This window comes from Paenalcaligenes sp. Me131, from assembly GCF_050487225.1.
Lineage (GTDB): Bacteria > Pseudomonadota > Gammaproteobacteria > Burkholderiales > Burkholderiaceae_B > Paenalcaligenes.
The window spans coordinates 49,972-72,879 of record NZ_JBKQGY010000002.1; the positions used below are offsets into that span (position 1 = coordinate 49,972).

Here is a 22,908-nt window from a genome sequence, read left to right on the forward strand (position 1 = left end):
TAGGGTTTACGAGGAAAATGCGGCAGGACTTGTGCAGACAAAAAAAAAGTGCGCCGTAGCGCACTAAAGAAAACACAACATAACCTCAAGGCTTGAAATACACCTCATCGTACGGAGACAACGGCCCCCAAATGCTTGTGGGAACATTTGCGACATTTTTAGCGCTTACGGTGTGGTAAGGAGACTGCGTTGTATAAACAACTGGCAGCTCATCCGTCACAATACTCTGAAAGTCAGCATATAACGCTTTACGCTTGTCCATGTCCATCTCCATACCTGCTGCTTCAAGTAGCCTATCAACCTCTTCATTTCGATAAGACTGAGTATTCGTCCAAATCACATTTCTAATATTGTTAGACAGGTAGGTACGGTGCACGCCAATAGTCGGATCACCCCAGTTCCAAACGTTATCCGTTGTCACGTCAAAATCATGGTTAGCAATAGTACTTGCCCAAGAGGGAAAGTCGGCAGATTCCCTGACTTCGGCTTGAATACCTACTTTCTTCAACTGTGCCCGTACATATTCCGCTATGTTCTTATTCAGCGAGGCGGAGCCTGGCTGAACATCTATTTTCATCGTGAAACGTATACCCTCATCACCAGGAGCCAGCCCAGCCTCGTCCAACAATGCAGCCGCCTTTTCTAGATCCAATGGATAGTCATGTATAGCAGACTCACTATAGTACGGACTTGAAGAAACTATAGGCCCGTCCGCAGGCTTCGCAAAACCGGCATTCAACACTTTAGTAATAAAAGCCTGATCTAACGAATAAGCAATGGCTTTGCGCACTCTTTCATCATCAAAAGGGGCCTTTTCAGTATTAAATGCAAGCCAACCTTGTGCGCCTACAGCCTCATACCCTTTCTTATACATATCCAACTGCTCATCCGTAGCGATACGCCGCAAGATGGTAGGGTCAGCCATAAACGGCAACATCTGTAAATCGCCACGCTCCAGCCCAATTAACAATGTGGTGGCATCTGGATTGATTTGGATAATAACCCTATCCAAATAAGGTTTGCCTTCCAAGAAATAATCCTCGAAACGCTCAAGCACTATTTCCTTGCCTGGCACAAAACTTTTTAACTTAAAAGGTCCCGAGCCCACCACATCTTTAACATTACGAGGATGACTCATTAAGTCTTGCCCATCACCATAAATATGTTTTGGCATAATTGGTGTCAGCGTTGGCGATAGCGCAATCGCTAAAGCTGGATGGGTTTTGCTGAGCCGGAAAATGGCCGTATGCGGATCTGGTGTATCCACCCGTTCCACAGCCTCAAACATACCTTTAAAAGGCGAGCTCTCTTTAATTGCCATGATAGAGAAAGCCACATCCTCAGAGGTAATAGGCTGACCATCATGAAACACCGCATTCTCACGCAAATGTACAGTAAACGACTTTTGATCGTCAGACCATTCCCACGACTCTGCCAAATAAGGCTGTGGGTTCCATTGATCATCATAGCGAAGCAAACTGGCAAAAAGCTGTGTACTCGGTAAAGCCGTTGCCATACCTGACTGAACAGCACCATTCAAATGTCGAGGCGCTTGGAAAGAACCAAGCACTAGCGTCCCTCCCTGTTGCGGCCGATCCTCCGCAGCAAAGGATGCTCCTATACTGACTAACGACGATAATCCTAGTATTGCAATTAGATTGAATACTTTGTTTTTAATACTCATCTTGTCTCCTCAGAATTAATTCAGAACCAATACTCCTGCTATTTTCCGTATCGCTCACACCTCCTTAGTCCCATACTCTTACAACACACCTACCCCCGAAGAGAGCGTGCAGCTGAAATTGCCAAAGGTGCAAAACGCTGCACAAACTCTGGTTCAGACCATTCAGCACGCGACCCAGAAATATGCACAGCACCAATCGGGCGTCCCTTACGATTCACAATTGCACTGGCTAGTACAATTTCGCCCAACACACTCTCCTCTAACGCCAGAGAATAACCGTCTGTACGTGCCGCATTCACCTTTTCCCTAATGATGTCAGCATCGGTAATCGTTTTAGGTGTCAGAGGCTCAAGAGAAGAGCGCTGAAGAATATCGTCCACTTCATCTGGCGCCAAGCAGGACATCACAGCCCTACCGCCTGAAGTACAAAACGTGGGTAAGCGCCTGCCATTTAATCCAGAAAAGAATGTTTGTCTTTTCGTTTGGCGGCGCAACGCATAAATAATGGACAAATCATCAAACAAGCTCAGGTCCACACGCTCACCAGTCTCATTTTGCAAGTCAATGAGGATAGGCGAGGCACGCTCAATCAGCGGATGGCCCCTCAAAAAGTCAAAACTAAGATCCAAACATTTAGTGCCTAATCTATAGCCTCGTCCTCCTACCCCTCTTTCCATATAGCCTAATGCCACCAGCGTATAGGCCATCCGCTGCACTGCGCTACGATCCAACCCTGTAAAGTCCACAAGCTCATTCAAGCTAAGTACCCCAGGGTTTTGCCCAAAGGCTTCCAACAGGTTCATGCTTTTAGCAACGGACTGAACAAATAAATTACTTTGCTTATCTTGTGACATGTGAGTCATGTTTCCTTCAAATCATTAAGGGATAAGACTAGCTACAGCATAGTCACTAGTATCCCAATACAATACCTAGAACTTACCATATACCTTCTTAGCTGTGCTATATAATCAAAAAAACGAGCTAACAGGACAAAACGCACAATCATAGTGTGATTGGACATGCCGTGCGGAATAGCAGCCTTAATCACACCGAAATGAAGAGGAAAAATTTCTGATTTGGGAACTATTCACACACATTTCCCAGAGAGAGCAGGTGAGCCCTACACCTTTACCAAACTTGTATCAGAACACAACAAGCCCACCAGTAACCTTAAAAAAACAAAGGGCAGCGTCACGCATGCCCTTGTGTCTATATAAAGATATGTATCAGTGATGAAGTAATGAGTGATACAGCCTTAAATCGCCGAAACCCTACTAGCCGCTACGCCTTTCACTCGTAAGCGATGCTGGCGCGCACGCTGCCATAACTTATCGTGCAGTGGCATAAGTGTCACGTTGCAAATAGGCTCTACCACTGCTGCTACTCCACCCACCGCTAGCGACCCCGTGAACGCATAGGCCACGGCAAAGGCCACACTCATGTGAAGACATATTTGGCTGGTTTTAAAGGCAACGAGTAGCATGATTTGCTCCTAAGACAATAATTCCATTCTAATGATAATGAATCTTATTTGCAGTAAATTATTTTTACTGAGCCTATAGTCACACGCTATGAACGTAGCGCTTATCAGACACTCACTCAGACAACTCGCTCTATATACCACTAGATCAAGCACGTAACATGGCACCAAATACTTGAAACCTAAACTAATAGAAAGTTAACTTGTACAAAACAACTACATCTGTAGCGTTATAAATAGAAAATAATCCATATCTTTTATTTTTCATAATGAACAATTAAACAATTTCCATATCAAAAATAAAGTAAAAAATAAATTATGGCTCCTCAGTTGATAACAACAAGTTTACCTATACGACACTCTGCTCTCTCCCTTCTCGCTACGCTATCTATGTATGACAGAAAGCCTGACTACAAGCCAGTCCACCCCAAGATCCTCCAGACCATGCTCACAGCTTTGTGATTAAAAATCCAAAATCATCAATAATTGTGAATCAGCAATAAAAACCACATGATTAAACAAAAACATTCGCAAAACCTGTCGCCGCAGCCAATACTCTTTGTTCGCTATCACCCGTAAAATTTAAATAATTACTGTGGGTTTATATTGCGCTATTTCCCCACCCCAATATGGCGTAATCCTTACGGAGCGTAGTAAATGGCTGTAGATACGGTTTTAGTAAACAATGTTTCAGGTAATGCTTGGGTACGCCAAGCTGACGGTTCTCTGCTGGCTTTGCGTGCTGGAATGCGTGTCCCTGTGAACGCTGAGGTCGTCACTGACAGTGGTGCCAACGTACAACTGCAAGCAGACGGCATGCCACCGCTGATGGTGGGCGAGAACCGCCAATTCCAAGTAACGAACGATCTCATCAATGATGATGTGGATCCCAGTGGTCAAGCCATCTCTGCACACGTAGACCCAGACGTTGCACGTGTACTCGCAGCAGTGCAAGCGGGCGAAGACCCATTTGAACAACTCAACCCCACTGCTGCTGTGACTAGCGGTGGTGGTGACGGTGCGGGCGGTAGCAGCTTCACACGATTAATGAGTGTCGTAGAAAGCACCTCTCCATTAGCATTGGCCTATCCTAAACCTATCACTCCAGCAGGCGAACTGCCGCGCATGGGTGGCTATGGTCGTGCAGGCGACACCGAGAATACGGGAGAGCCCACTACTCCTACAACACCAACCCTCAAAGTCACCATCAATAAAGATGGCACCGTGAGCTTTAGCTTTAGCGAGAAGCCTGTGGGCTTTGACGCGACGGACGTACACGTATCAAACGGTGGCCGTATTGAAAACCTGCGTCCAGACACAACCGATCCAACCAAGTGGGTGGCCGATTTAATCGTGCCAGACAACTACGAAGGCGATATCGTGGTGCGCGTGCCTGATGGCAGCTACACCAACGAAGCTGGCGTACCCGGCTTGGGCGATCAAGATACCACGACGGTAGACACCTTAGCGCCAGAAGCAGAAATCACCATTGATGTGATCGCTGGTGACGACGTGATCAACAAAGCCGAGTCCGAGCAAGACGTGACCATCACCGGCACCGTTGGCAAAGATGTTAAAGCTGGCGACACCGTGACCATCACTGTAAACGGTAAAGACTACACAACCACGGTTAACACTGACGGCAAAACGTGGGCTGTAGATGTTCCCGGTGCTGAGTTGGCCAACGACGACAACGTACACGCTACGGTCACTACTACAGACGCAGCGGGCAACAGCACTACCGCTGAAACAGATCGTGGCTACAGTGTCAGTACAGATCTGCCAGAGGCAGCAATCACCATCAGCGCCATCACGGACGACGATGTGATCAATAAAGCGGAGTCCGAAAAAGACATCACGCTCTCCGGCACAGTTGGCAAAGACGTGAAAGCGGGCGACACCGTCATCATTACTATCGGTGGCAAAACCTACACCACTACCGTGAATGCAGACGGTAAAAGCTGGAACTTGGATGTTCCCGGCAAAGAGCTATTGGGCCACGCCAAAGTGGAAGCCAAAGTTACCGTGGAGGATGCTGCTGGTAACACAGCTACCGCCAACGCTGAACGACCATACGGCGTAGACACTGATCTGCCTGAAGCAACAATCACTATCGATACCATCGCTGGTGACGATGTCATTAACAAAGCTGAGTCTACAAAAGACGTAACGCTCACCGGTACAGTCGGTAAAGACGTCAAAGCTGGCGACACCGTAACTGTCACCGTCAACGGCACAGACTACACGACCACCGTTAACACCGATGGCAAAACGTGGAACGTTGATGTTCCGGGGACTGAGTTAGCCAAAGACACTAACGTTCACGCTAAAGTCGAGACTGAAGACGACGCTGGTAACACAGCATCGGCTGAAACTGACCGTGGCTACAGCGTTAACACGACAGAGCTTGAAGCAACAATCACTATCGATACCATCGCTGGTGACGATGTCATTAACAAAGCTGAGTCTACAAAAGACGTAACGCTCACCGGTACCGTCGGTAAAGACGTGAAAGCCGGCGACACCGTAACTGTGACTGTTAACGGTAAAGACTACACCACCATTGTTAACACCGATGGCAAAACGTGGAACGTCGATGTTCCGGGGGCTGAGTTAGCCAAAGACACTAACGTTCACGCTAAAGTCGAGACCGAAGACGACGCCGGTAACACCGCCTCGGCTGAAACTGATCGTGGCTACAGCGTTAACACGACAGAGCTTGAAGCAACAATCACTATCGATACCATCGCTGGTGACGATGTCATTAACAAAGCTGAGTCTACAAAAGACGTAACTCTTACTGGCACCGTCGGTAAAGACGTTAAAGCCGGCGACACTGTAACTGTCACCGTCAACGGTAAAGACTACACCGCCATTGTTAACACTGACGGCAAAACGTGGAACGTTGATGTTCCTGGTGCTGAGTTAGCTAAAGACACTAATGTTCACGCTAAAGTCGAAACGGAAGACGACGCCGGTAACACCGCCTCAGCTGAAACTGACCGTGGCTACAGCGTTAACACTGCCGAGCTTGAAGCTGAAATCGCCATCGACACCATTGCTGGCGATGACGTGATCAACAAGGCAGAGTCTGAATCTGATGTGACCATCACAGGCACAGTCGGTAAAGACGTGAAAGCTGGCGACACCGTCACTGTGACGGTGAACGGCACAGACTACACGACCACCGTTAACACTGACGGCAAAACGTGGGCTGTAAACGTTCCCGGTACTGAGCTCGCCAAAGACACTAACGTTCACGCTAAAGTCGAAACTGAAGACGACGCCGGTAACACAGCATCGGCCGAAAACGATCGCGGCTACAGCGTTAATACGACAGAGCTTGAAGCTGAAATCACCATCGACACCATCGCGGGTGACGACGTCATTGATCAAACCGAATCTGAGTCCGAAATAGAGATTACCGGTACTGTAGGTAAAGATGTCAAAGCTGGCGACACCGTGACGGTGACCGTTAACGGTCAAGACTACACCACCACGGTTAATACTGACGGCAAAACATGGGGTGTTAAGGTACCAGGTTCCGAGTTGGCCCAAGACACCAATGTACACGCCAAAGTCGAGACAGAAGACGCAGCAGGCAATACTGCCTCGGCTGAAAAAGATCGCCCATACACTATCGATATGGACACGGGCGGCGAAGTGGGCTGCAACGGTAACGTAGTCTGCAGCACTAACTACCTAGGCTACAGCAAGAACCCTGATGCAGACCCAGATGGCAGCTTGAACCCAAGCAAAGAAGTGGGCCTGAACAATTACATGGAGTTCTTGGTCACGCTCAACAAAATTGAAGAGCGTGATGGTGAGCACTTTGTGGCAGGCAAGGACGGTAAAGCCGTCTTCACACAGAATCTTCTGGGTGGCGAGCATGAGTACATCAAAATCTCCTTGCATGCATCCGACAAGATTTTTGGTAATGCCCAAAACGAACTCAACCGCACTGGCGTTGAGACCGAGACTGACGTTACGGTAAGCGGCGCCACACGCTCAGATGCCATTAAAAATGGTGAGTACCCTGAGCTTATCCAAGGCGTAGGCGATAAAAGTAATGAAGTTTATGTGCGCGCCGACGTATGGAATCAATACGCCGAAAACGGCCTCAATGTAAACGTCAACCACGATGGTGGCAAATACTTTGAGGAAACCGAGTGGAAATTGGGTGCTCGCTACGAACCTGATATCAACAATCCTCAAAAAGATGAGGATGGCAACGTCAAGTACCCACTGGATAACCACCCAGCCAATGGCGCTGAGCTGGATAACGGTAACCGCGTCATGGAAGGCAATCACGATTCGCAGTACGCCTTCTCTGAAACCGTTAACCTGAAACCAATCGCTACAGAGTTGCCTAGCGTCGACATCAGTCTGACTCACGTTGACGTAGTGGAAGACAAGAAAATTGAGATCCCCATCAAGGATGGTACCGTTATCATCCCCGGCGATCACAGTGGCATTGACAGCAACGGGCTCAAAATTAGCACCGTTATACCGGGTTCGTTCGTCAGCCAAGGCTCTGAGCTTATTTACGCAAAAGGTATACACCATGTAGGGTCTATTGATGGCCGCTATGAGGGTGCTGCAGGTAAAGGCTTTAACTACCTAGTACTGGAAGGCGATCCTAGCCGTTACCAATTCTCAGACGTAGACTTCAAATCACCCAAAACAGATACAGCTTGGGACATGAAGTTTTATGGTGGCCGCGTTACTGATACCCAAGGCCAGGCAGGCTTAAATACAACCACCTTTAATCACATTAAAGGCATTATCTTTACCGACGGTACCGTGATCGAAGACGGCACCATCACCAAGTATGGTTCTTCCTTTATGGAGTATGACTTTAACTTGGATGCGGTATTGGGTAGCGACGTAGGCACAGAAACTGGTGTATTCCTATCGTTTACAGGGCTCACACTGGAGCAGATCAGCAAACTTTCCATCAGCAAAGATGGCCAAGAATTGCTGTGGGAGAAACAAGATGGCAAGGTGTTTATCCATAATGCTTCTGGTGAAGACTTGGAAGGCATCAATATCCACGTCGTAGTGCCTAAAACGGACAATCCTACCGACTGGTCTATTTCGGCTGAGTTGCAAGCTAAAGACAGCAATGGTGACCCTATTGCCTCTGACAGCGCCGCCACTACCGATACACTGGCACACGCCTTGTCACTGTCTCACGAGCAACTGGATGAGCTGTCCCCAGCTCACTTGTTGCACGAAGATGATGAGTTGGGACTGTTCCTGTCTACCATTGCTGGACAAGACCACCTCGAGCAAACAAACGAGCCACTCAGCTTGAATCTTGACGAGAGCGATGCTGCAAACCACCTCAATTTGGCAGATGTTCTGGGCACACCTAAAGCAGTGGAGGGTTTAGAACCCACCACAGCCCCAGGGGATGCACAGCGTACTGCTGAGACAGTCGCTCAAGATCAAGACAAAGGCCGCGCTGCAGAAGCAGGATCGCACGATGACGATCAACCTAGCTTGATGCAAGAGTTAGGCAGACGTTTGATGGATGAAAGCCAGAAACTGAATAACCCAGATATCTAATCCGGTTTATTCATACGTAAAAAAATCCCCCTTTCTCAAAAAAGAATGGGGGATTTTTCATATATGTCCTGATGTAGCAGGTATGCGAAATGCAAAAAAGCCCTTGAGAAATCAAGGGCTTTTTAAATTCTGGCGGACAGGGGGGGATTCGAACCCCCGATACGCTATTAACGTATACACGCTTTCCAGGCGTGCGCCTTCAACCACTCGGCCACCTGTCCTATCTGTACTGCCAAGCCTGCTATTATAGCCAAGATTACTAAAAAAGCAAACCTTCCTGTAAAGTATTCCAACGTTGAGAATCACGTAGTAATAAACGCACATCTTTGCCTAAACGTTGAGCATCATGAAACTCAAAACGCTGCGCCAAACTCAATTGCTGTAGTTCTGGCAAAGCCACTATAGGCTGCCCTGGCCCTAGCAAGGTGGGTGCCACATAACTGATGATTTGATCTATACGCCCTGTTTGCAGCATCGCCCCACTAAAGAGTCCACCTGCTTCCACATGCACTTCGTTAATGGCTTGTTCATCAATGAACGCCATGACCTCAGCCAAATCAGCATGGCCAGCGGCATTCTTCCCTACCTGAATCACCTGAACATTGTTATCAGCAAGCTGCTTAGCCTTGGTCGCATCATTGCTCGCAGTGAAGACCCAAACTGGATCTCCATTCAGCAGCTTCGCATCAATGGGTAAACGAAAATGGGTATCGACGACGGCACGAATAGGCTGCCTAGGCGTTTCTATGCCCCGTACATTCAGCAGGGGATTATCGGCCAACACTGTGCCAATACCCGTCAACACTACGCATGACCTAGCACGCCATTGGTGTCCATCCTGCCTAGCTTCTGGCCCAGTTATCCACTGCGATTGCCCATTTAGCAATGCACTGCGACCATCTAAAGAGCCCGCCAATTTTAACCATAACCATGCCTGCTTACGCAGCATGCGGGATACAAAACCAGGGTTTTGTTCTAGCGCGGCATCAGCACACACGCCCGTTTGCACGGGGATATTGGCTTCTTGCAAAGCACGTATTCCACGGCCTGCCACTAATGGATTGGGGTCTAGTAACGCCACCACCACGCGCTGGGGCCTGGCTTGGATTAGGGCTTGTACGCACGGCGGCGTACGACCATAGTGACTGCAAGGTTCAAGCGTGACATACACCGTACAACGCGATAGATCTATCTGCCGTTCACGGGCCTGAGCTAACGCCATGACCTCAGCATGCGGGCCACCGGCTTGCTGTGTAGCCCCTGCGGCCACCACCTGATCATCTTGAACAATAACACAACCCACCCGGGGGTTGGGCGAGGTCAAATGCATGACGGATTGCGCTTGGGCCAATGCCTGCTGCATCCATTTCACGTCATCCATACTGCTCACCGGTAGGCCTTTATTCTGGGGAATGGTTCATCGGGCCATCCTGCATCTCTTGGATAGTCCGCATGAATTCATGAATATCATTAAAGCTTTTATAGACGGAAGCAAAGCGCACATAGCCCACTTGGTCTAGTTGCTTCAGTTCGTCCATAGCCAGATCACCTATGTGTTCAGTAGAGATTTCTCGCTCGCCACTGACCATCAGGCGCTCTACGATACGACGCACTGCGGCATCTACATCGGCACTGGCGACAGAACGCTTGCGTAGAGCCAAATCTAAACTGGCTCGCAAGCGTTTGTCATCAAATTCCATACGGCTGCCATCACGCTTGACCACCGCAGGCATCAACAACTCCATGCGCTCGTATGTGGTGAAGCGACGATCGCAGGCCGCGCAACGGCGACGGCGTCGAATAGAATCGCCTTCTTCTGATACGCGAGAGTCTACGACCTGGGTATCGCTATTTCCACAAAACGGACATTTCATCGTTTAAAAAGGCCCCTTACGGGGCCAGTAGAGATATTACTTAGCACTATACACTGGGAAACGCGCCGTGAGTTCATTGACTCGTTGGCGAACAGCCTCAATGTTGGCGGCATCATGCGGATTATCCAACACATCTGCAATCAGGTTAGCCGTCAACTCAGCTTCTGCTTCTTTGAAGCCGCGAGTTGTCATTGCAGGCGCACCCAGACGAATACCGCTGGTCACGAATGGAGACTCAGGGTCGTTAGGGATAGCGTTTTTGTTCACAGTAATGTGAGCGTCACCCAATACGCGCTCGGCATCTTTACCGTTAATGCCTTTAGCACGCAGGTCTACCAACATAACGTGGCTTTCTGTTTTGGAAGACACAATACGCAGACCACGTTTAACCAATGTTTTGGCCATTACGTCAGCGTTTTTCACGACTTGTGCAGCGTATTCTTTGAAGCTAGGCTCCAGCGCTTCTTTGAAAGCTACCGCTTTAGCAGCGATCACATGCATCAATGGACCACCCTGAATACCTGGGAAGATCGCAGAGTTAATGGCTTTTTCGTGCTCAGCTTTCATCATGATCACGCCACCACGAGGACCACGCAACGATTTGTGCGTAGTAGTAGTAACGAAGTCAGCGTGAGGCACTGGGTTGGGGTATGCACCACCAGCAACCAAACCGGCGTAGTGAGCGATATCTACCATGAACAATGCACCGTTTTCGTGTGCAATGCGAGCCATACGTTCGAAGTCGATGCGCAGGGAGTAAGCAGACGCACCACCAACGATCAGTTTAGGCTTGTGCTCTTTAGCCAACGCTTCTAATTGGTCGTAGTCCAGCTCTTCGTTTTCGTTCAGACCGTAAGGAATGAAGTTATACAGTTTGCCAGATGCGTTCACTGGTGAACCGTGGGTCAAGTGACCGCCTTCGGCCAAGCTCATGCCCAACACGGTATCACCGGGTTTCAGCACAGCCATGTACACGCCTTGGTTAGCTTGAGAGCCAGAGTTAGGCTGTACGTTAGCCGCTTCTGCACCGAACAATTCTTTCAGACGCTCGATAGCCAAGCGCTCAACTACGTCCACGTACTCACAACCGCCATAGTAACGACGACCGGGATAGCCTTCTGCATACTTGTTAGTCAGTTGGGTACCCTGCGCCTGCATCACTGCAGGGCTAGCGTAGTTTTCCGAAGCAATCAGCTCAATATGCTGTTCTTGGCGGGTGTCTTCTTTCTGGATAGCATCCCAAAGAGCGGGGTCTACAATATCCAGCGTACGTGAACGATCAAACATGAGAGATCCTAAAAAATAAGGAAACTAAAATGAAGCTGCCATTTTAGCGCCTAAGCGTTGCCTAGGGCTGAAATAAGGCAAAGGTGGCACTCAAACCAACAACCTTCTTCCAAAAAAAGACAGTTGTGTGAAAGAGTGCCACCCTTTAGGTGAATATTTCTCAACCTGTTTTGTCAAAACTGCTTATAACAGTTTCTCATTCAAGGTGTAGGTACCCGTCAAACTGGCTTGCGCCAGAATGTGACCTTGCATCGCCGCTTTGACCTCTGCCCCACCAAATTTGCCTTCCAATGGAAGCTCTTCCAGATCCAGCGCATAAATGGTGAAGGTATAGCGGTGCTGCAACGCATCGTTCCACGGCGGGCACGGGCCGTCGTAACCAAAGTAGTCTCCGCTCATGTCATGGTCATGCGCAAAAAACTTACTGTAGTCATTTAGGCCTTGACGTGTACCACCCGGGGCTAATGGGCCTGCTTTACCTCGGGGGGTAACTCGATCAGAGTACACCCCTTCGGAAACCTCGCGGCTATCAGCAGGAATATCCACCAATACCCAGTGATAAAAATCGACACGCGGCGTATCGGCGTCCACCTCTTTACCCGGTTGGTTTACATCATCCAGCACAGCGGGTACATCAGGGTCTACACACAACACAACGAAAGAGCGGGTTCCTTCTGGAACATCCTCCCAGGCCAGATGCGGGTTGGCATTACCTGCCAAGGCCACTTTTGTCGCGGCATCTGCCCGACCAAAAGCTAAACGCTCTGGGATCACAGCCTGATCAGTAAAAGAGTCACTGCGTAACTTCATAATCCGCCCTCACAAACAGTCAAGAGACACTTACGCGGGCAAAACGTCGTTTGCCCACTTGCAGCACATACGTACCGGCTGCAAGTTCTAAGGCCTTATCTTCAACCTTCACGCCATCAATGCGAACACCGCCTTGCTCGATGCTGCGGTTAGCTTCGCTATTTGATGGAACCAGTCCTGCTTCGCGCAATAGTTTTACTATACCAATTGGCGCACCATTTACGCTAACTTCGGGCATGTTCTCGGGGATTTCACCGTGTCGGAAACGTGCGTCGAAATTGCGCAATGCATCTTCAGCTGCTTGTGCCGAGTGGAAACGTGTAATGATTTCTTGAGCCAGCGCCACTTTAATGTCGCGTGGGTTTGCACCCTGCTCAACACTGGCTTTCAAGGCATTGATATCAGCCATGCTCTTGAAGGACAGCAGTTCGTAGTACATCCACATCAAGGTATCAGAGACCGACATGATCTTACCGAACATGGAGTCTGCATTTTCAGTGATACCGATGTAGTTGCCTTTGGATTTGGACATTTTCTCTACACCGTCCAGACCCACCAACAAAGGCATGGTCAAAATGCACTGCTGCTCCTGACCATATTCTTTTTGCAGCTCACGGCCCACCAGCAAGTTAAATTTCTGATCCGTCCCCCCCAGCTCCAGATCAGCTTTCAACATGACGGAATCATAGCCTTGCAACAACGGATACAAGAACTCATGCACCGAAATAGGTGTGTGTGACTGGAAGCGTTTGGTGAAGTCATCACGCTCCATCATACGAGCGACGGTATAACGCGACGCCAGTTGGATCATGCCGCGAGAACCCAGTTGATCACACCACTCCGAGTTATATCGCACTTCCATGCGGCTCTCGTCCAAGATCAGTTTGGCCTGATCATAATAAGTCTGCGCATTTGACTTGACCTGCTCTGGGGTCAGTGGCGGACGAGTAGAGTTGCGACCACTTGGATCACCAATCGTGGAAGTGAAATCACCAATCAGGAAAATGACGGTATGACCTAGGTCTTGTAGCTGACGCATTTTGTTCAGCACTACCGTGTGGCCCAAGTGAATATCAGGGGCGGTAGGATCCAAGCCCAGCTTGATACGCAGAGGCTTGCCAGAGGCTTGGCTACGCGCCAATTTCTTAGCAAATTCAGCTTCTACAATGAGTTCGTCACAGCCACGTTTGGCAATATCAAGTGCGGCTTGCACTTCTGGAGTAATAGTAAAGTCGGGGGAGGACATAATCTGCCTAATTTTTTCTCGAAAATACTCGATAAATTGAGTCAAATGCGCTAGGATACTAGTGTTTATCAGATCATCACGAATGATCAGTATAAACCCCCATATCTTAACAGAACGCTAATCAGCTTCGCTACGAAGAATAATTTAACGTTCTGGCTTCCTGCTACGTTACTTGCATTGCTAGGCGGTATGCCCTGCGACAGGACATATTTTCTGCAATGCCAACCGCTAGGTTTTGCTTCAATGCTAGAAAAAGAGATCAACGGAACCACCACCGCCACCGTCCGCAGCAAACGCATAACCAGCCCCGCACGCCTGATACAAAAAGGCCTGTTAGTACTTGCCCTTGGCATGTTCGCAGGCGCCGCTGCTATTGCTGTGAATCCCGCTTCAGGCGAGGACAGCAAACCAATGGTCTATCAGGCTCGCACTACGCTGGACTTGCCTTTTTCTGTTGAGTCACTGGATAGCAGCTTCTCTGACCCCTTTATTCAGGAAACCCGTATACGCCGTGGTGACACGCTGGCATCGGTGTTGCAACGCCTGAATATTCGCGAGGAAGGCTTGCAACAGTTCCTGACGCACGACAAAGATGCGCGCTCAATTTATAAGCTGTACCCTGGTCGCACAGTACGCGCCGCTCTGGACGAAAACAATCAACTGCAATCGCTAAGCTACTTCCACACCCCATCCAGCACTGAGAATGGCAAACCAGCCTCTCGCTGGTTAGAAGTTCGCACTAACGGCGAAGGTGGCTTTGTAGCAAGCGAAGAAGTCTCTATTGCCACCCCAAACATCCAAATTGCCGAGGCCGAAATCCGCACCTCGTTGTTTGGTGCTACCGATACTGCCGGCATTCCTGACAGCATCGCACTGCAGATTCCTGAAATCTTGGGCACTAAAGTAGACTTCATTAAAGATTTGCGCGCTGGCGACAAACTGCGCGTTATCTACGAAACCTACAACCAAAATGGTCAACAAGTAGGCTCTGGCCGTATTTTGGCTCTGGAATTCGAAAACCAAGGCAAAACACATGAAGCCCTTTGGTTTAGCGAATCAACCTCAGGCGGTGGCGGCAGCTATTACGATGCCGACGGCCAAAGCCTGCAAGGCGCCTTCTTGCGTAACGCCCTGAAATTCACGCGCATCAGCTCTACCTTTGGTGGTAGACGTCACCCCATCAGTGGTAAATGGCGCGGTCATAAAGGCGTAGACTATGCTGCCCCAAGCGGCACACCTATTCATGCTACGGCTGACGGCGTTGTAGAGTTTGTTGGCGTACAGAACGGTTACGGTAATGTGATCATTCTTAAGCATCACAGCAACTACAGCACCTTGTACGCCCACCAAAGCCGCTTCGCTCAAGGCTTGCGCAAAGGTGATCGCGTAGATCAAGGTCAATTGATTGGCTACGTAGGTTCTACAGGTTGGTCCACGGGTCCGCACCTGCACTATGAGTTCCGTGTGGACGGCACCCCTATAGACCCACTGGCTATAGATCTGCCTGTAGCTCGCAAGCTGGAACCTGCCAGACTGCAAGCATTCCAAACGCAGGTAGGCCAGTACAAAACACAACTGGCGCTATTACAAAGCCGCCAAGAACTGCTAGCTGCCAACAGCAATTAACTCTCACTACACTAACGGCACCCATAGCGGTGCCGTTTTTTATGACCATGTCGCAACCAGAACTGTATATAGGCTTAATGTCCGGCACGAGCACCGATGGCGTGGATGCTGTGCTGGCTCGCTTTGATCACAACCAAACACCCGTGATAGTGGATGCAGCTTCGTGTGAACTTCCGCCATCGCTACGCCAACAGTTGCTGGACCTAAACCGCCCTGGCGATAACGAACTAGAACGCGCCAATGTGGCCGCTATTGAATTAACACACTGTTATGCCAGCGTCTGCCATAGATTACTAGAACGGCAACACCTAGCAGCCAGCTCGGTGCGTGCCATTGGCGCTCATGGTCAAACTGTACGTCACCGCCCTGAGTTAGGCTTCACTATTCAGTTAAATGCCCCTGCCTTGCTGGCTGAGTTAACTAACATTGCTGTGATTGCCGATTTCCGTAGCCGCGACATTGCTGCGGGCGGACAAGGCGCACCGCTAGTACCTAGTGTCCACCACGGACTTTTTGCGTGTGAGCGCCCTCGCGTCATTTTGAATTTAGGCGGCATCGCTAACATTAGTATTTTGCACCCCACCCAGCCACTACGTGGCTTTGATACAGGGCCTGCCAGCATGCTGATGGACTACTGGATAGGCAAGCATCAAGGCCTGCCCTATGACGCCTCTGGCGCGTGGGCTAGCAGCGGCAAGGCAATCCCAACCTTGTTAGATGCCATGCTGGCTGAACCTTGGTTTAGCCTTGCTCCGCCCAAATCTACTGGGCGCGACCTCTTCCATGCGAACTGGCTAGAACACCATATTGCGCAACATGCCCCAAACGCTAGCCCTGAAGACATTCAAGCTACCCTGCTGGAGCTGACCGCGCAAAGCATCAGCCAAGCCATACAGCGCTACGCTGCAGGTACTGAAGAAGTATTGGTCTGTGGAGGTGGCGCATTCAATCACGCACTACTACTGCGCATTACACAGTTCTTAGGCGTTCCTGTACACAGCACTGAGGCACTGGGATTGCATCCCCAGCATGTGGAGGCTTTAGCCTTTGCGTGGCTGGCTCATGCTCATGTACACGACACCAAAGCAAATGCCCCGGCGGTTACCGGGGCACGTCATGCGGTAATGCTCGGCGCCTACTACCCTGCCTAACTCTCCGGCGGGGCAGTCACGCCTTGCAGCGCTTATACCGAGAAGGATGACCCGCAACCACAGGTGGTGGATGCGTTAGGGTTACGAATAACGAATTGAGCGCCGTCAATATCGTCTTTGTAATCGATTTCAGCCCCAACTAGATATTGGAAGCTCATGGGGTCGATCAGCAGTTGCACACCGCTTTTATCGATGGTGGTATCGTCGTCGTTAACCACATCGTCAAATGTGAAACCATACTGAAAACCAGAACAACCACCGCCCTGCACAAAAACGCGCAGTTTCAAATCGGGGTTACCTTCTTCCAGCAACAGCTCACGCACCTTTTCCACCGCTGCATCACTAAACAGCAAGGGAGCAGGAGGCGCCTGCAAATCAATAGTTTCGGTAAGGGTACTCATACAATACTCCAGCAATGACCTTTGTCATTCATTTTAAGCTTTTACGATTCGCTTGTCGCCTCTGTGGTATTCAGCTCCACTTTACGGGATGCTCGCACCGTTTTTCCTTCCAAGATACTCATGGTTAATGCCTGAATATGGAAGTCGTCGGGTAATACCAACCAGCCTTGCTCTCTATTAAACTGTTCGAAGGTCAGGGAGAATTGATTTTTTCCTGCCGTGACTGCAGCGTTAGCAGCATCCAGTTCTTGGCCTTCTGCCAATTCTGCCGTGGCCTCTTCGAGGGTAATAGAAACAGGCTCACCGTTTTGCAGCCCTTCTGCAGTGAAGTACATCGTACCTTCAAAGGGCTTTCCATTCAGCATGCTACGTTGCAACAATACCTTATAACGTAGCAAAGACCCCATCATTTCCACATCGAATGCCCGGATACTGATGGTACCTTGAGGCCCTGGCGGCAACAGCGTCTCGTAAAACGCCAACTGCTCGCCCAAGCGGCTTTTTTCTACCTGCATTTTTTGCAGTTCGTCTTCTAGACCTTTGATCGTCCCTTGCTCTACCTGCAACTGCCCACGCAGCGTATCCGCCTCTAACTGCTCTTGCGACAACTGCTGTTGCAGTTGCTGCATCGCCATCTGAGCTGCATAGTCTTGAGTAGTAGAGGGCTCTGGCAGTATCCAGTCGTCTATGGCCATCCCACCGGCCACGCCTAATAACAGCGCGAAACACCAGGAAAGCGTACGACCAAAACTACCAGAACGCGTAGCGTGCGATGAGGGAGGGACTGATTCTTGCATAGTCTACAGACCGTTTTTCATTGCACAAGTTCCCTGCCCTTGTTGCCTTAAGGCAGAATAGCAACCAGCTCCAAGCCGGTAGATTCTGGCAAATTAAACATTACGTTCATGTTTTGCACCGCCTGACCTGCCGCACCTTTTACCAAGTTATCTTGCACGACCAGGATGATCAGTTGATCACCATTACCGGGGCGTTGTACCGCAATACGCACATTATTCGATGCTTTCACGGTACGTGTCTCTGGCAAACGACCAGCAGGTAACACATCGATAAAGCGCTCGTTAGCATAACGTTGCTCGTACAAAGCTTGGAAATCCGTATCCAGCGCTTCAGGCAAAATACGTGCGTAAATGGTAGAGAACATGCCACGAATCATGGGCACCAAGTGCGGCACAAATGTTAGCCCAACTTCGGAACCATGAATGGTTTGCAAGTGCTCGGAGATCTCTGGATGATGACGGTGACCTGCTACGCCATAAGCCTTGAAGTTATCGCTAGCCTCGGAAAACAAGTTAGCTTGAGACGCTGTACGCCCCGCACCCGACACGCCGGATTTACAGTCAGCAATAATGCGTGACGTATCAATCAGTTTTTTACCGCCTTCCAACACAGGCAACAAACCTGTGAGTACAGTCACAGGGTAGCACCCTGGGTTACCGATGATTTTTGCTGAACGGATTTTCTCGCGGTTCAGCTCAACCAAACCGTACACAGACTCGTCTTTAAGCAAGTCTGGGCACTCGTGCGGCATTTTGTACCACTGTTGGAACACATCTGTATTTTGAATACGGAAGTCTGCTGCCAAGTCGATGACTTTTACACCGTGCTCTAGCAACTTACGGGCTTCCTTCATGGCTACGCCATGTGGCGTCGCAAAGAATACGACGTCGCATTTTTCGAGTTGCGCGGCATCTGGTGTTTGAAACACCGCATCAATATGACCACGCAAGTTAGGGAACATGTCAGCCACTGGCATGCCATCTTCTTGGCGCGACGTTACCGCAACCACTTCTGCGTTAGGGTGCAGCGCGAGCAATCGCAGCAGTTCAACCCCGGTGTAACCTGTCGCCCCAACAATCCCTACTTTAATACGTGTCGCCGTATCGGATGCAGCCATATCACTAACCCTGAAAAATGCGTAAAAGACAATAAACTATTATGCAGTAAATTGAAGCCTAATGAGGCAAAGCGCAGCCAAAGAGCTCAGCGCTGTTGCCATACAACAAAACCCCGGCATAACCGGGGTTTTGTTGAGGTGAGCATAGCAAGCCATGCCCAAGCCATAAACAGAATTAGCGTTTGCTGAACTGTTTACGACGACGCGCTTTGTGGAAACCAACTTTCTTACGCTCAACTTCACGTGCATCACGTGTTACCAAGCCAGCTTGTTTCAGCGTTGTTTTCAATGTTTCGTCAAAGTTGATCAGGGCACGTGTCAGACCGTGGCGCACTGCACCAGCTTGGCCGCTGTTACCGCCACCGTGTACGTTCACTTTGATGTCAAAGCTTTCCAGGTGGTTTGTCAGTACCAAAGGTTGACGAACGATCATACGACCTGTTTCACGAGCGAAGTACTCGTCTACAGGTTTGCCATTGACCACAATAGCGCCGGAGCCTTTTTTGATGAATACGCGAGCTACCGAAGATTTGCGGCGGCCTGTACCGTAGTTCCAATTACCGATCATGATCTGTCCTTAGATTTCCAGCGGTTTAGGTTGCTGAGCAGTATGTGGGTGCTCTGCACCAGCATATACCTTCAGTTTTTTGGCCATGGCGTAACCCAGAGGACCTTTTGGCAGCATGCCTTTAACCGCTTTCTCCATAGCACGACCGGGGAAACGCTCTTGCATGGTTTCGAAATTAGTTTCTGTAATACCACCTACGTAACCGGAGTGACGGTAGTATTTTTTATCCTGAGCTTTGTTACCCGTTACACGGATATCAGCTGCGTTGATGATGATGATGTAATCACCGGTATCAACGTGAGGAGTGTATTCAGGTTTGTGTTTGCCACGTAGGCGACGTGCGACTTCGCTGGCCACACGACCCAGGACTTTGTCCTTGGCATCGATCACAAACCACTCACGGCGAACTTCCAGCGGCTTAGCCACGAAGGTTTTCATGATGGTTCCTAAGTATAAAAGGTCGCAAAATTACTTTTGCAACAATGCTGCTTTCTACCCCAGCCAAGACGTTATTATTCGCCCGTGCCAAAAGTAGATAAGCCAAAGCATGGGATATTAGCACAAAAAAGCCCCAAAAGCATAGGCTTAAGGGGCTTTTTGCCGTATCAGCGCAACGCTAATTAGGAACGGCGGCGATTTGCCAATGCCATACCCAAGTAGTTATCGTAAGCGCCTTCAGCTACGCGGAACCAAGGCACCAGCTCGTCGCGGAATGCCATGTAGTTGTCGTAGATTTTCTTGAAGCCTGCGTTTTGCTCGCAGAATTCTTTGTACACCACTTGAGAAGCCTCAAACGATGCGTCCATTACGTCACGAGGGAAGGCTTTCAGTACAGCACCAGAAGCGATCAACCTACGCAATGCACCAGGACCTTGTGTATCGTAAGTAGTCAGCATTTTACCGCTGGCTGCACGAGCACAAATCGCGATGATTTCTTGATAATGCTTAGGCAATGTAGCCAGTGCGTCTTGGTTGATGTACAGGGAAACCTGTGCAGAACCTTCCCACCAACCGGGGTAGTAGTAGTATTTAGCTACTTTGTGGAAGCCCAGCTTTTCGTCGTCCACTGGACCAACGAACTCAACAGCGTCCAACGTACCTTTTTCTAGGGATGGGTAAATATCACCTGGAGGTACTTGCTGAGGCACCACGCCCAAACGCGCCAATACTTCACCAGCAAAACCAGCTGTACGCATTTTCAGACCTTTAAGGTCTTCAACGGAGTTGATTTCTTTACGGTACCAACCACCCATTTGCGTACCCGTGTTACCCAAGGGGAAGTTCACGATATTACGTGTAGCAAACAGCTCACGCATCAACTTCATCCCGTCGCCTTCGTACATCCAGGCTTCCATTTGACGTGCGTTCAGGCCAAATGGCACCGCAGTATCAAACGAGAAAGCAGGATCTTTACCGTAGAAGTAGTACGAAGCTGTTTGACCTGCTTCCACCGTACCATTACCCACAGCGTCCATCACTTCAAAGCCGGGAACAATTTCACCAGCTGGGTACAGACGAATCTGGAAGTTGCCTTCTGTCGCCTCTTCTACCATTTTGGTAAACAACTGGGCTGTGCCGAACAATGCTGGCAGTGAAGGCCCATAAGTGGAAGTCATCTTCCAGTTAATTTTTGGATTGCTTTGCGCAATCGCTGGTGCGGCAAAGGCTGCTGTAGTCCCTGCAACGGCCCCTACACCCGCTTTTTTCAAAAATGAGCGACGCTCCATGTTTGCTTTCTCCTTGGCGTTCTTAGCATAGGCAAGTGACTACCGTGCGCACCTGCCGATTCGGTGATAATACACCGTCTTAAAACTCTCTGTGCAACCACACCGCACTTTATTGCACAGACATGACAACCCGTATGCGTTAGCTACCTGCAATCGCCATTTTGCTGATCAAGACAGAGCCTGTAGCCTTGGAGCCTTTATCAAACACATCGGCCCCCACCGCCACAATGTCTTTAAACATCTGCTGCAAGTTTCCAGCAATGGTGATTTCTTCTACAGCGTGTTTAATCTCGCCGTTTTCTACCCAATAGCCAAACGCACCACGCGAATAATCACCCGTCACGTAGTTAATGCCTTGGCCTATTAGCTCGGTCACCAGCAAGCCTGTGTCCAGCTTACGTAGCATCTCTTTGAAATCGTCTTCCGGGCGTGTCAGGCTAGAAATCAGCGACAGGTTGTGTGAGCCACCCGCATTACCAGTAGTCGTCATACCCAGCTTACGTGCCGTGTAGGTAGACAAGAAGTACCCTTTAAGCTCGCCTTTGCTAATGATCTTACGACGCTGTGGTGTCACACCTTCGCTATCAAAGGGTGAGCTACCAAACGCACCCACGCGGAAAGGGTCTTCGATCACACTTAAGTGCTTGGCAAAAATCTCTTTGCCCAACGCATCAACCAAGAACGACGTTTTTCTATACAGTGCGCCGCCACTAGCCGCTTGCACTAATGAGCCCAACAAGCCCACGGCGAGAGGCGCTTCAAATAATACGGGGTAGTGACCGGTTTTAATGGGGCGCGCTGACAATCTAGCCATCGTGCGGTCTGCGGCGTACTGCCCTACCGACTCAGGGCTTGCCAAACGGCTGGCACAACGTGCCGAACTGTACCAGTAGTCGCGCTGCATGTTGTCGCCGCTACCCGCAATAGGCGATACCGACAGGCCATGACGGCTATACGGGTAGCCACCCATAAAGCCCTTGCTGTTCGCCAGTACAAAGTGCCCTTCTGAACTGCTCACCGAAGCGCCTTCGCTATTGGTAATGATAGGGCTGCGCTCCAAAGCAGCGATTTCGGCTCGCAATGCCAAACGTCGTGCTTCCTCGGCATCCACCAGCCAAGGTGAATACAACTGCAAATCGGGGTACTCCATTGCCAGTAGTTTTTTCTCGGGCAAGCCGGAGGACTCATCGGTAGCCGTGTGACGCGCAATATGCCACGCTGCTTCTACCGTTTCTTGAATGGCTGTGGTGGCAAAATCGGAAGTGGAGGCAGAGCCACGTCGCTGTCCATCAAACACTGTGATGGTCAAGCCACGATCTCTAGTCTGCTCTACGGTTTCCAGATCTCTGTTGCGTACAGACACCGAGAGCCCTTTGCTTTCGGAAACCTCTACGGCAGCATCAGAAGCACCGCGTTTCTTCGCGTATTTCAACGCCTCTTCAGCCAATTCGGCGAAGTGCGACTGATTTTCCACAATGGGCAAACTGGAAATTGTTGATGTGGTCATTGATACTCTTTCCGCTCAGGCGGTTATGATAGCCAATTAATGAATAACTCTTTGCTCTATT

General features: G+C 49.7%; 18 protein-coding genes and 1 tRNA gene. 3 read left to right on the forward strand and 16 right to left on the reverse strand.

What is annotated here, in order from left to right; translation table 11 throughout:
* Nucleotides 1-85: 85 nt before the first annotated feature.
* The 3 genes from ACLPHM_RS08445 to ACLPHM_RS08455 form a co-directional block, all read right to left on the reverse strand.
* Nucleotides 86-1,684: an ABC transporter substrate-binding protein gene (locus ACLPHM_RS08445; protein ID WP_430220816.1), complete on the reverse strand. Its 1,599-nt coding sequence runs from the start codon at nt 1,682-1,684 to the stop codon at nt 86-88.
* An 89-nt stretch (nt 1,685-1,773) separates the two neighbouring features.
* A complete protein-coding gene (locus ACLPHM_RS08450) occupies nt 1,774-2,538 on the reverse strand; it encodes an IclR family transcriptional regulator (RefSeq protein WP_430220817.1) in 765 nt (254 codons plus the stop codon).
* Nucleotides 2,539-2,939: 401 nt separating this feature from the next.
* On the reverse strand, nt 2,940-3,167 hold the full coding sequence (locus tag ACLPHM_RS08455) for a DUF2061 domain-containing protein (protein WP_430220818.1): 228 nt from the start codon (nt 3,165-3,167) through the stop codon (nt 2,940-2,942).
* A gap of 654 nt (nt 3,168-3,821) precedes the next feature.
* Here ACLPHM_RS08455 and ACLPHM_RS08460 point away from each other — a divergent pair.
* Nucleotides 3,822-8,735: a retention module-containing protein gene (locus ACLPHM_RS08460; protein ID WP_430220819.1), complete on the forward strand. Its 4,914-nt coding sequence runs from the start codon at nt 3,822-3,824 to the stop codon at nt 8,733-8,735.
* Between the two features lie 130 nt (nt 8,736-8,865).
* Here the strand turns inward: ACLPHM_RS08460 and ACLPHM_RS08465 are convergent.
* From ACLPHM_RS08465 to tyrS, 6 genes are all read right to left on the reverse strand, one after another.
* A tRNA-Ser gene (locus ACLPHM_RS08465) sits at nt 8,866-8,956 on the reverse strand.
* Nucleotides 8,957-8,994: 38 nt separating this feature from the next.
* Nucleotides 8,995-10,116 carry a bifunctional diaminohydroxyphosphoribosylaminopyrimidine deaminase/5-amino-6-(5-phosphoribosylamino)uracil reductase RibD gene (gene ribD, locus ACLPHM_RS08470; RefSeq protein WP_430220820.1) on the reverse strand — a complete coding sequence of 374 codons (1,122 nt, stop codon included), beginning with the start codon at nt 10,114-10,116 and terminating at the stop codon, nt 8,995-8,997.
* A gap of 19 nt (nt 10,117-10,135) precedes the next feature.
* Nucleotides 10,136-10,609 (reverse strand): transcriptional regulator NrdR, encoded by a 474-nt coding sequence (nrdR, locus tag ACLPHM_RS08475; protein WP_430220821.1) that lies wholly within the window; start codon nt 10,607-10,609, stop codon nt 10,136-10,138.
* A 36-nt stretch (nt 10,610-10,645) separates the two neighbouring features.
* Complete coding sequence (gene glyA / locus ACLPHM_RS08480) at nt 10,646-11,896, reverse strand: serine hydroxymethyltransferase (protein WP_430220822.1); 1,251 nt, start codon at nt 11,894-11,896, stop codon at nt 10,646-10,648.
* Between the two features lie 183 nt (nt 11,897-12,079).
* Nucleotides 12,080-12,706, reverse strand: a complete 627-nt coding sequence (locus ACLPHM_RS08485) for a YbhB/YbcL family Raf kinase inhibitor-like protein (protein WP_430220823.1) — start codon at nt 12,704-12,706, stop codon at nt 12,080-12,082.
* Between the two features lie 19 nt (nt 12,707-12,725).
* Complete coding sequence (gene tyrS, locus ACLPHM_RS08490; RefSeq protein WP_430220824.1) at nt 12,726-13,952, reverse strand: tyrosine--tRNA ligase; 1,227 nt, start codon at nt 13,950-13,952, stop codon at nt 12,726-12,728.
* Between the two features lie 243 nt (nt 13,953-14,195).
* Between tyrS and ACLPHM_RS08495 the strand changes: the two genes are divergently transcribed.
* Nucleotides 14,196-15,578 (forward strand): M23 family metallopeptidase, encoded by a 1,383-nt coding sequence (locus ACLPHM_RS08495; RefSeq protein ID WP_430220825.1) that lies wholly within the window; start codon nt 14,196-14,198, stop codon nt 15,576-15,578.
* A 47-nt stretch (nt 15,579-15,625) separates the two neighbouring features.
* The gene (locus ACLPHM_RS08500) at nt 15,626-16,729 is read left to right on the forward strand and encodes an anhydro-N-acetylmuramic acid kinase (RefSeq protein ID WP_430221383.1); all 1,104 of its coding nucleotides are present in this window, start codon (nt 15,626-15,628) and stop codon (nt 16,727-16,729) included.
* A 32-nt stretch (nt 16,730-16,761) separates the two neighbouring features.
* Here the strand turns inward: ACLPHM_RS08500 and erpA are convergent, their stop codons facing one another.
* From erpA to pmbA, 7 genes are all read right to left on the reverse strand, one after another.
* Entirely contained in the window at nt 16,762-17,130 is a 369-nt protein-coding gene (gene erpA, locus ACLPHM_RS08505; RefSeq protein WP_430220826.1) for an iron-sulfur cluster insertion protein ErpA, read from the reverse strand.
* Between the two features lie 41 nt (nt 17,131-17,171).
* Nucleotides 17,172-17,927: a DUF6776 family protein gene (locus ACLPHM_RS08510; RefSeq protein ID WP_430220827.1), complete on the reverse strand. Its 756-nt coding sequence runs from the start codon at nt 17,925-17,927 to the stop codon at nt 17,172-17,174.
* Nucleotides 17,928-17,974: 47 nt separating this feature from the next.
* On the reverse strand, nt 17,975-19,045 hold the full coding sequence (argC, locus tag ACLPHM_RS08515; protein ID WP_430220828.1) for an N-acetyl-gamma-glutamyl-phosphate reductase: 1,071 nt from the start codon (nt 19,043-19,045) through the stop codon (nt 17,975-17,977).
* 175 nt (nt 19,046-19,220) lie between these two features.
* Nucleotides 19,221-19,613: a 30S ribosomal protein S9 gene (gene rpsI, locus ACLPHM_RS08520; RefSeq protein ID WP_135863725.1), complete on the reverse strand. Its 393-nt coding sequence runs from the start codon at nt 19,611-19,613 to the stop codon at nt 19,221-19,223.
* Between the two features lie 9 nt (nt 19,614-19,622).
* Nucleotides 19,623-20,051, reverse strand: coding sequence for a 50S ribosomal protein L13 (gene rplM, locus ACLPHM_RS08525; protein WP_135863727.1), 429 nt, complete (start codon nt 20,049-20,051; stop codon nt 19,623-19,625).
* Between the two features lie 182 nt (nt 20,052-20,233).
* Entirely contained in the window at nt 20,234-21,340 is a 1,107-nt protein-coding gene (locus tag ACLPHM_RS08530; protein WP_430220829.1) for a TRAP transporter substrate-binding protein, read from the reverse strand.
* A gap of 139 nt (nt 21,341-21,479) precedes the next feature.
* The gene (gene pmbA, locus ACLPHM_RS08535; protein WP_430220830.1) at nt 21,480-22,847 is read right to left on the reverse strand and encodes a metalloprotease PmbA; all 1,368 of its coding nucleotides are present in this window, start codon (nt 22,845-22,847) and stop codon (nt 21,480-21,482) included.
* Nucleotides 22,848-22,908: the final 61 nt, after the last annotated feature.

Excerpts from the sequence above, each read along its gene's own strand:
- ACLPHM_RS08460 (WP_430220819.1), top strand. The coding sequence starts at position 3,822 with ATGGCTGTAGATACGGTTTTAGTAAACAATGTTTCAGGTAATGCTTGG.
- tyrS (WP_430220824.1), bottom strand. The coding sequence starts at position 13,952 with ATGTCCTCCCCCGACTTTACTATTACTCCAGAAGTGCAAGCCGCACTT.
- rplM (WP_135863727.1), bottom strand. The coding sequence starts at position 20,051 with ATGAAAACCTTCGTGGCTAAGCCGCTGGAAGTTCGCCGTGAGTGGTTT.
- ACLPHM_RS08510 (WP_430220827.1), bottom strand. The coding sequence starts at position 17,927 with ATGCAAGAATCAGTCCCTCCCTCATCGCACGCTACGCGTTCTGGTAGT.
- erpA (WP_430220826.1), bottom strand. The coding sequence starts at position 17,130 with ATGAGTACCCTTACCGAAACTATTGATTTGCAGGCGCCTCCTGCTCCC.
- rpsI (WP_135863725.1), bottom strand. The coding sequence starts at position 19,613 with ATGATCGGTAATTGGAACTACGGTACAGGCCGCCGCAAATCTTCGGTA.
- ACLPHM_RS08500 (WP_430221383.1), top strand. The coding sequence starts at position 15,626 with ATGTCGCAACCAGAACTGTATATAGGCTTAATGTCCGGCACGAGCACC.
- nrdR (WP_430220821.1), bottom strand. The coding sequence starts at position 10,609 with ATGAAATGTCCGTTTTGTGGAAATAGCGATACCCAGGTCGTAGACTCT.
- pmbA (WP_430220830.1), bottom strand. The coding sequence starts at position 22,847 with ATGACCACATCAACAATTTCCAGTTTGCCCATTGTGGAAAATCAGTCG.
- ACLPHM_RS08495 (WP_430220825.1), top strand. The coding sequence starts at position 14,196 with ATGCTAGAAAAAGAGATCAACGGAACCACCACCGCCACCGTCCGCAGC.
- ACLPHM_RS08450 (WP_430220817.1), bottom strand. The coding sequence starts at position 2,538 with ATGTCACAAGATAAGCAAAGTAATTTATTTGTTCAGTCCGTTGCTAAA.
- ribD (WP_430220820.1), bottom strand. The coding sequence starts at position 10,116 with ATGGATGACGTGAAATGGATGCAGCAGGCATTGGCCCAAGCGCAATCC.
- argC (WP_430220828.1), bottom strand. The coding sequence starts at position 19,045 with ATGGCTGCATCCGATACGGCGACACGTATTAAAGTAGGGATTGTTGGG.
- ACLPHM_RS08485 (WP_430220823.1), bottom strand. The coding sequence starts at position 12,706 with ATGAAGTTACGCAGTGACTCTTTTACTGATCAGGCTGTGATCCCAGAG.
- glyA (WP_430220822.1), bottom strand. The coding sequence starts at position 11,896 with ATGTTTGATCGTTCACGTACGCTGGATATTGTAGACCCCGCTCTTTGG.
- ACLPHM_RS08455 (WP_430220818.1), bottom strand. The coding sequence starts at position 3,167 with ATGCTACTCGTTGCCTTTAAAACCAGCCAAATATGTCTTCACATGAGT.
- ACLPHM_RS08445 (WP_430220816.1), bottom strand. The coding sequence starts at position 1,684 with ATGAGTATTAAAAACAAAGTATTCAATCTAATTGCAATACTAGGATTA.
- ACLPHM_RS08530 (WP_430220829.1), bottom strand. The coding sequence starts at position 21,340 with ATGGAGCGTCGCTCATTTTTGAAAAAAGCGGGTGTAGGGGCCGTTGCA.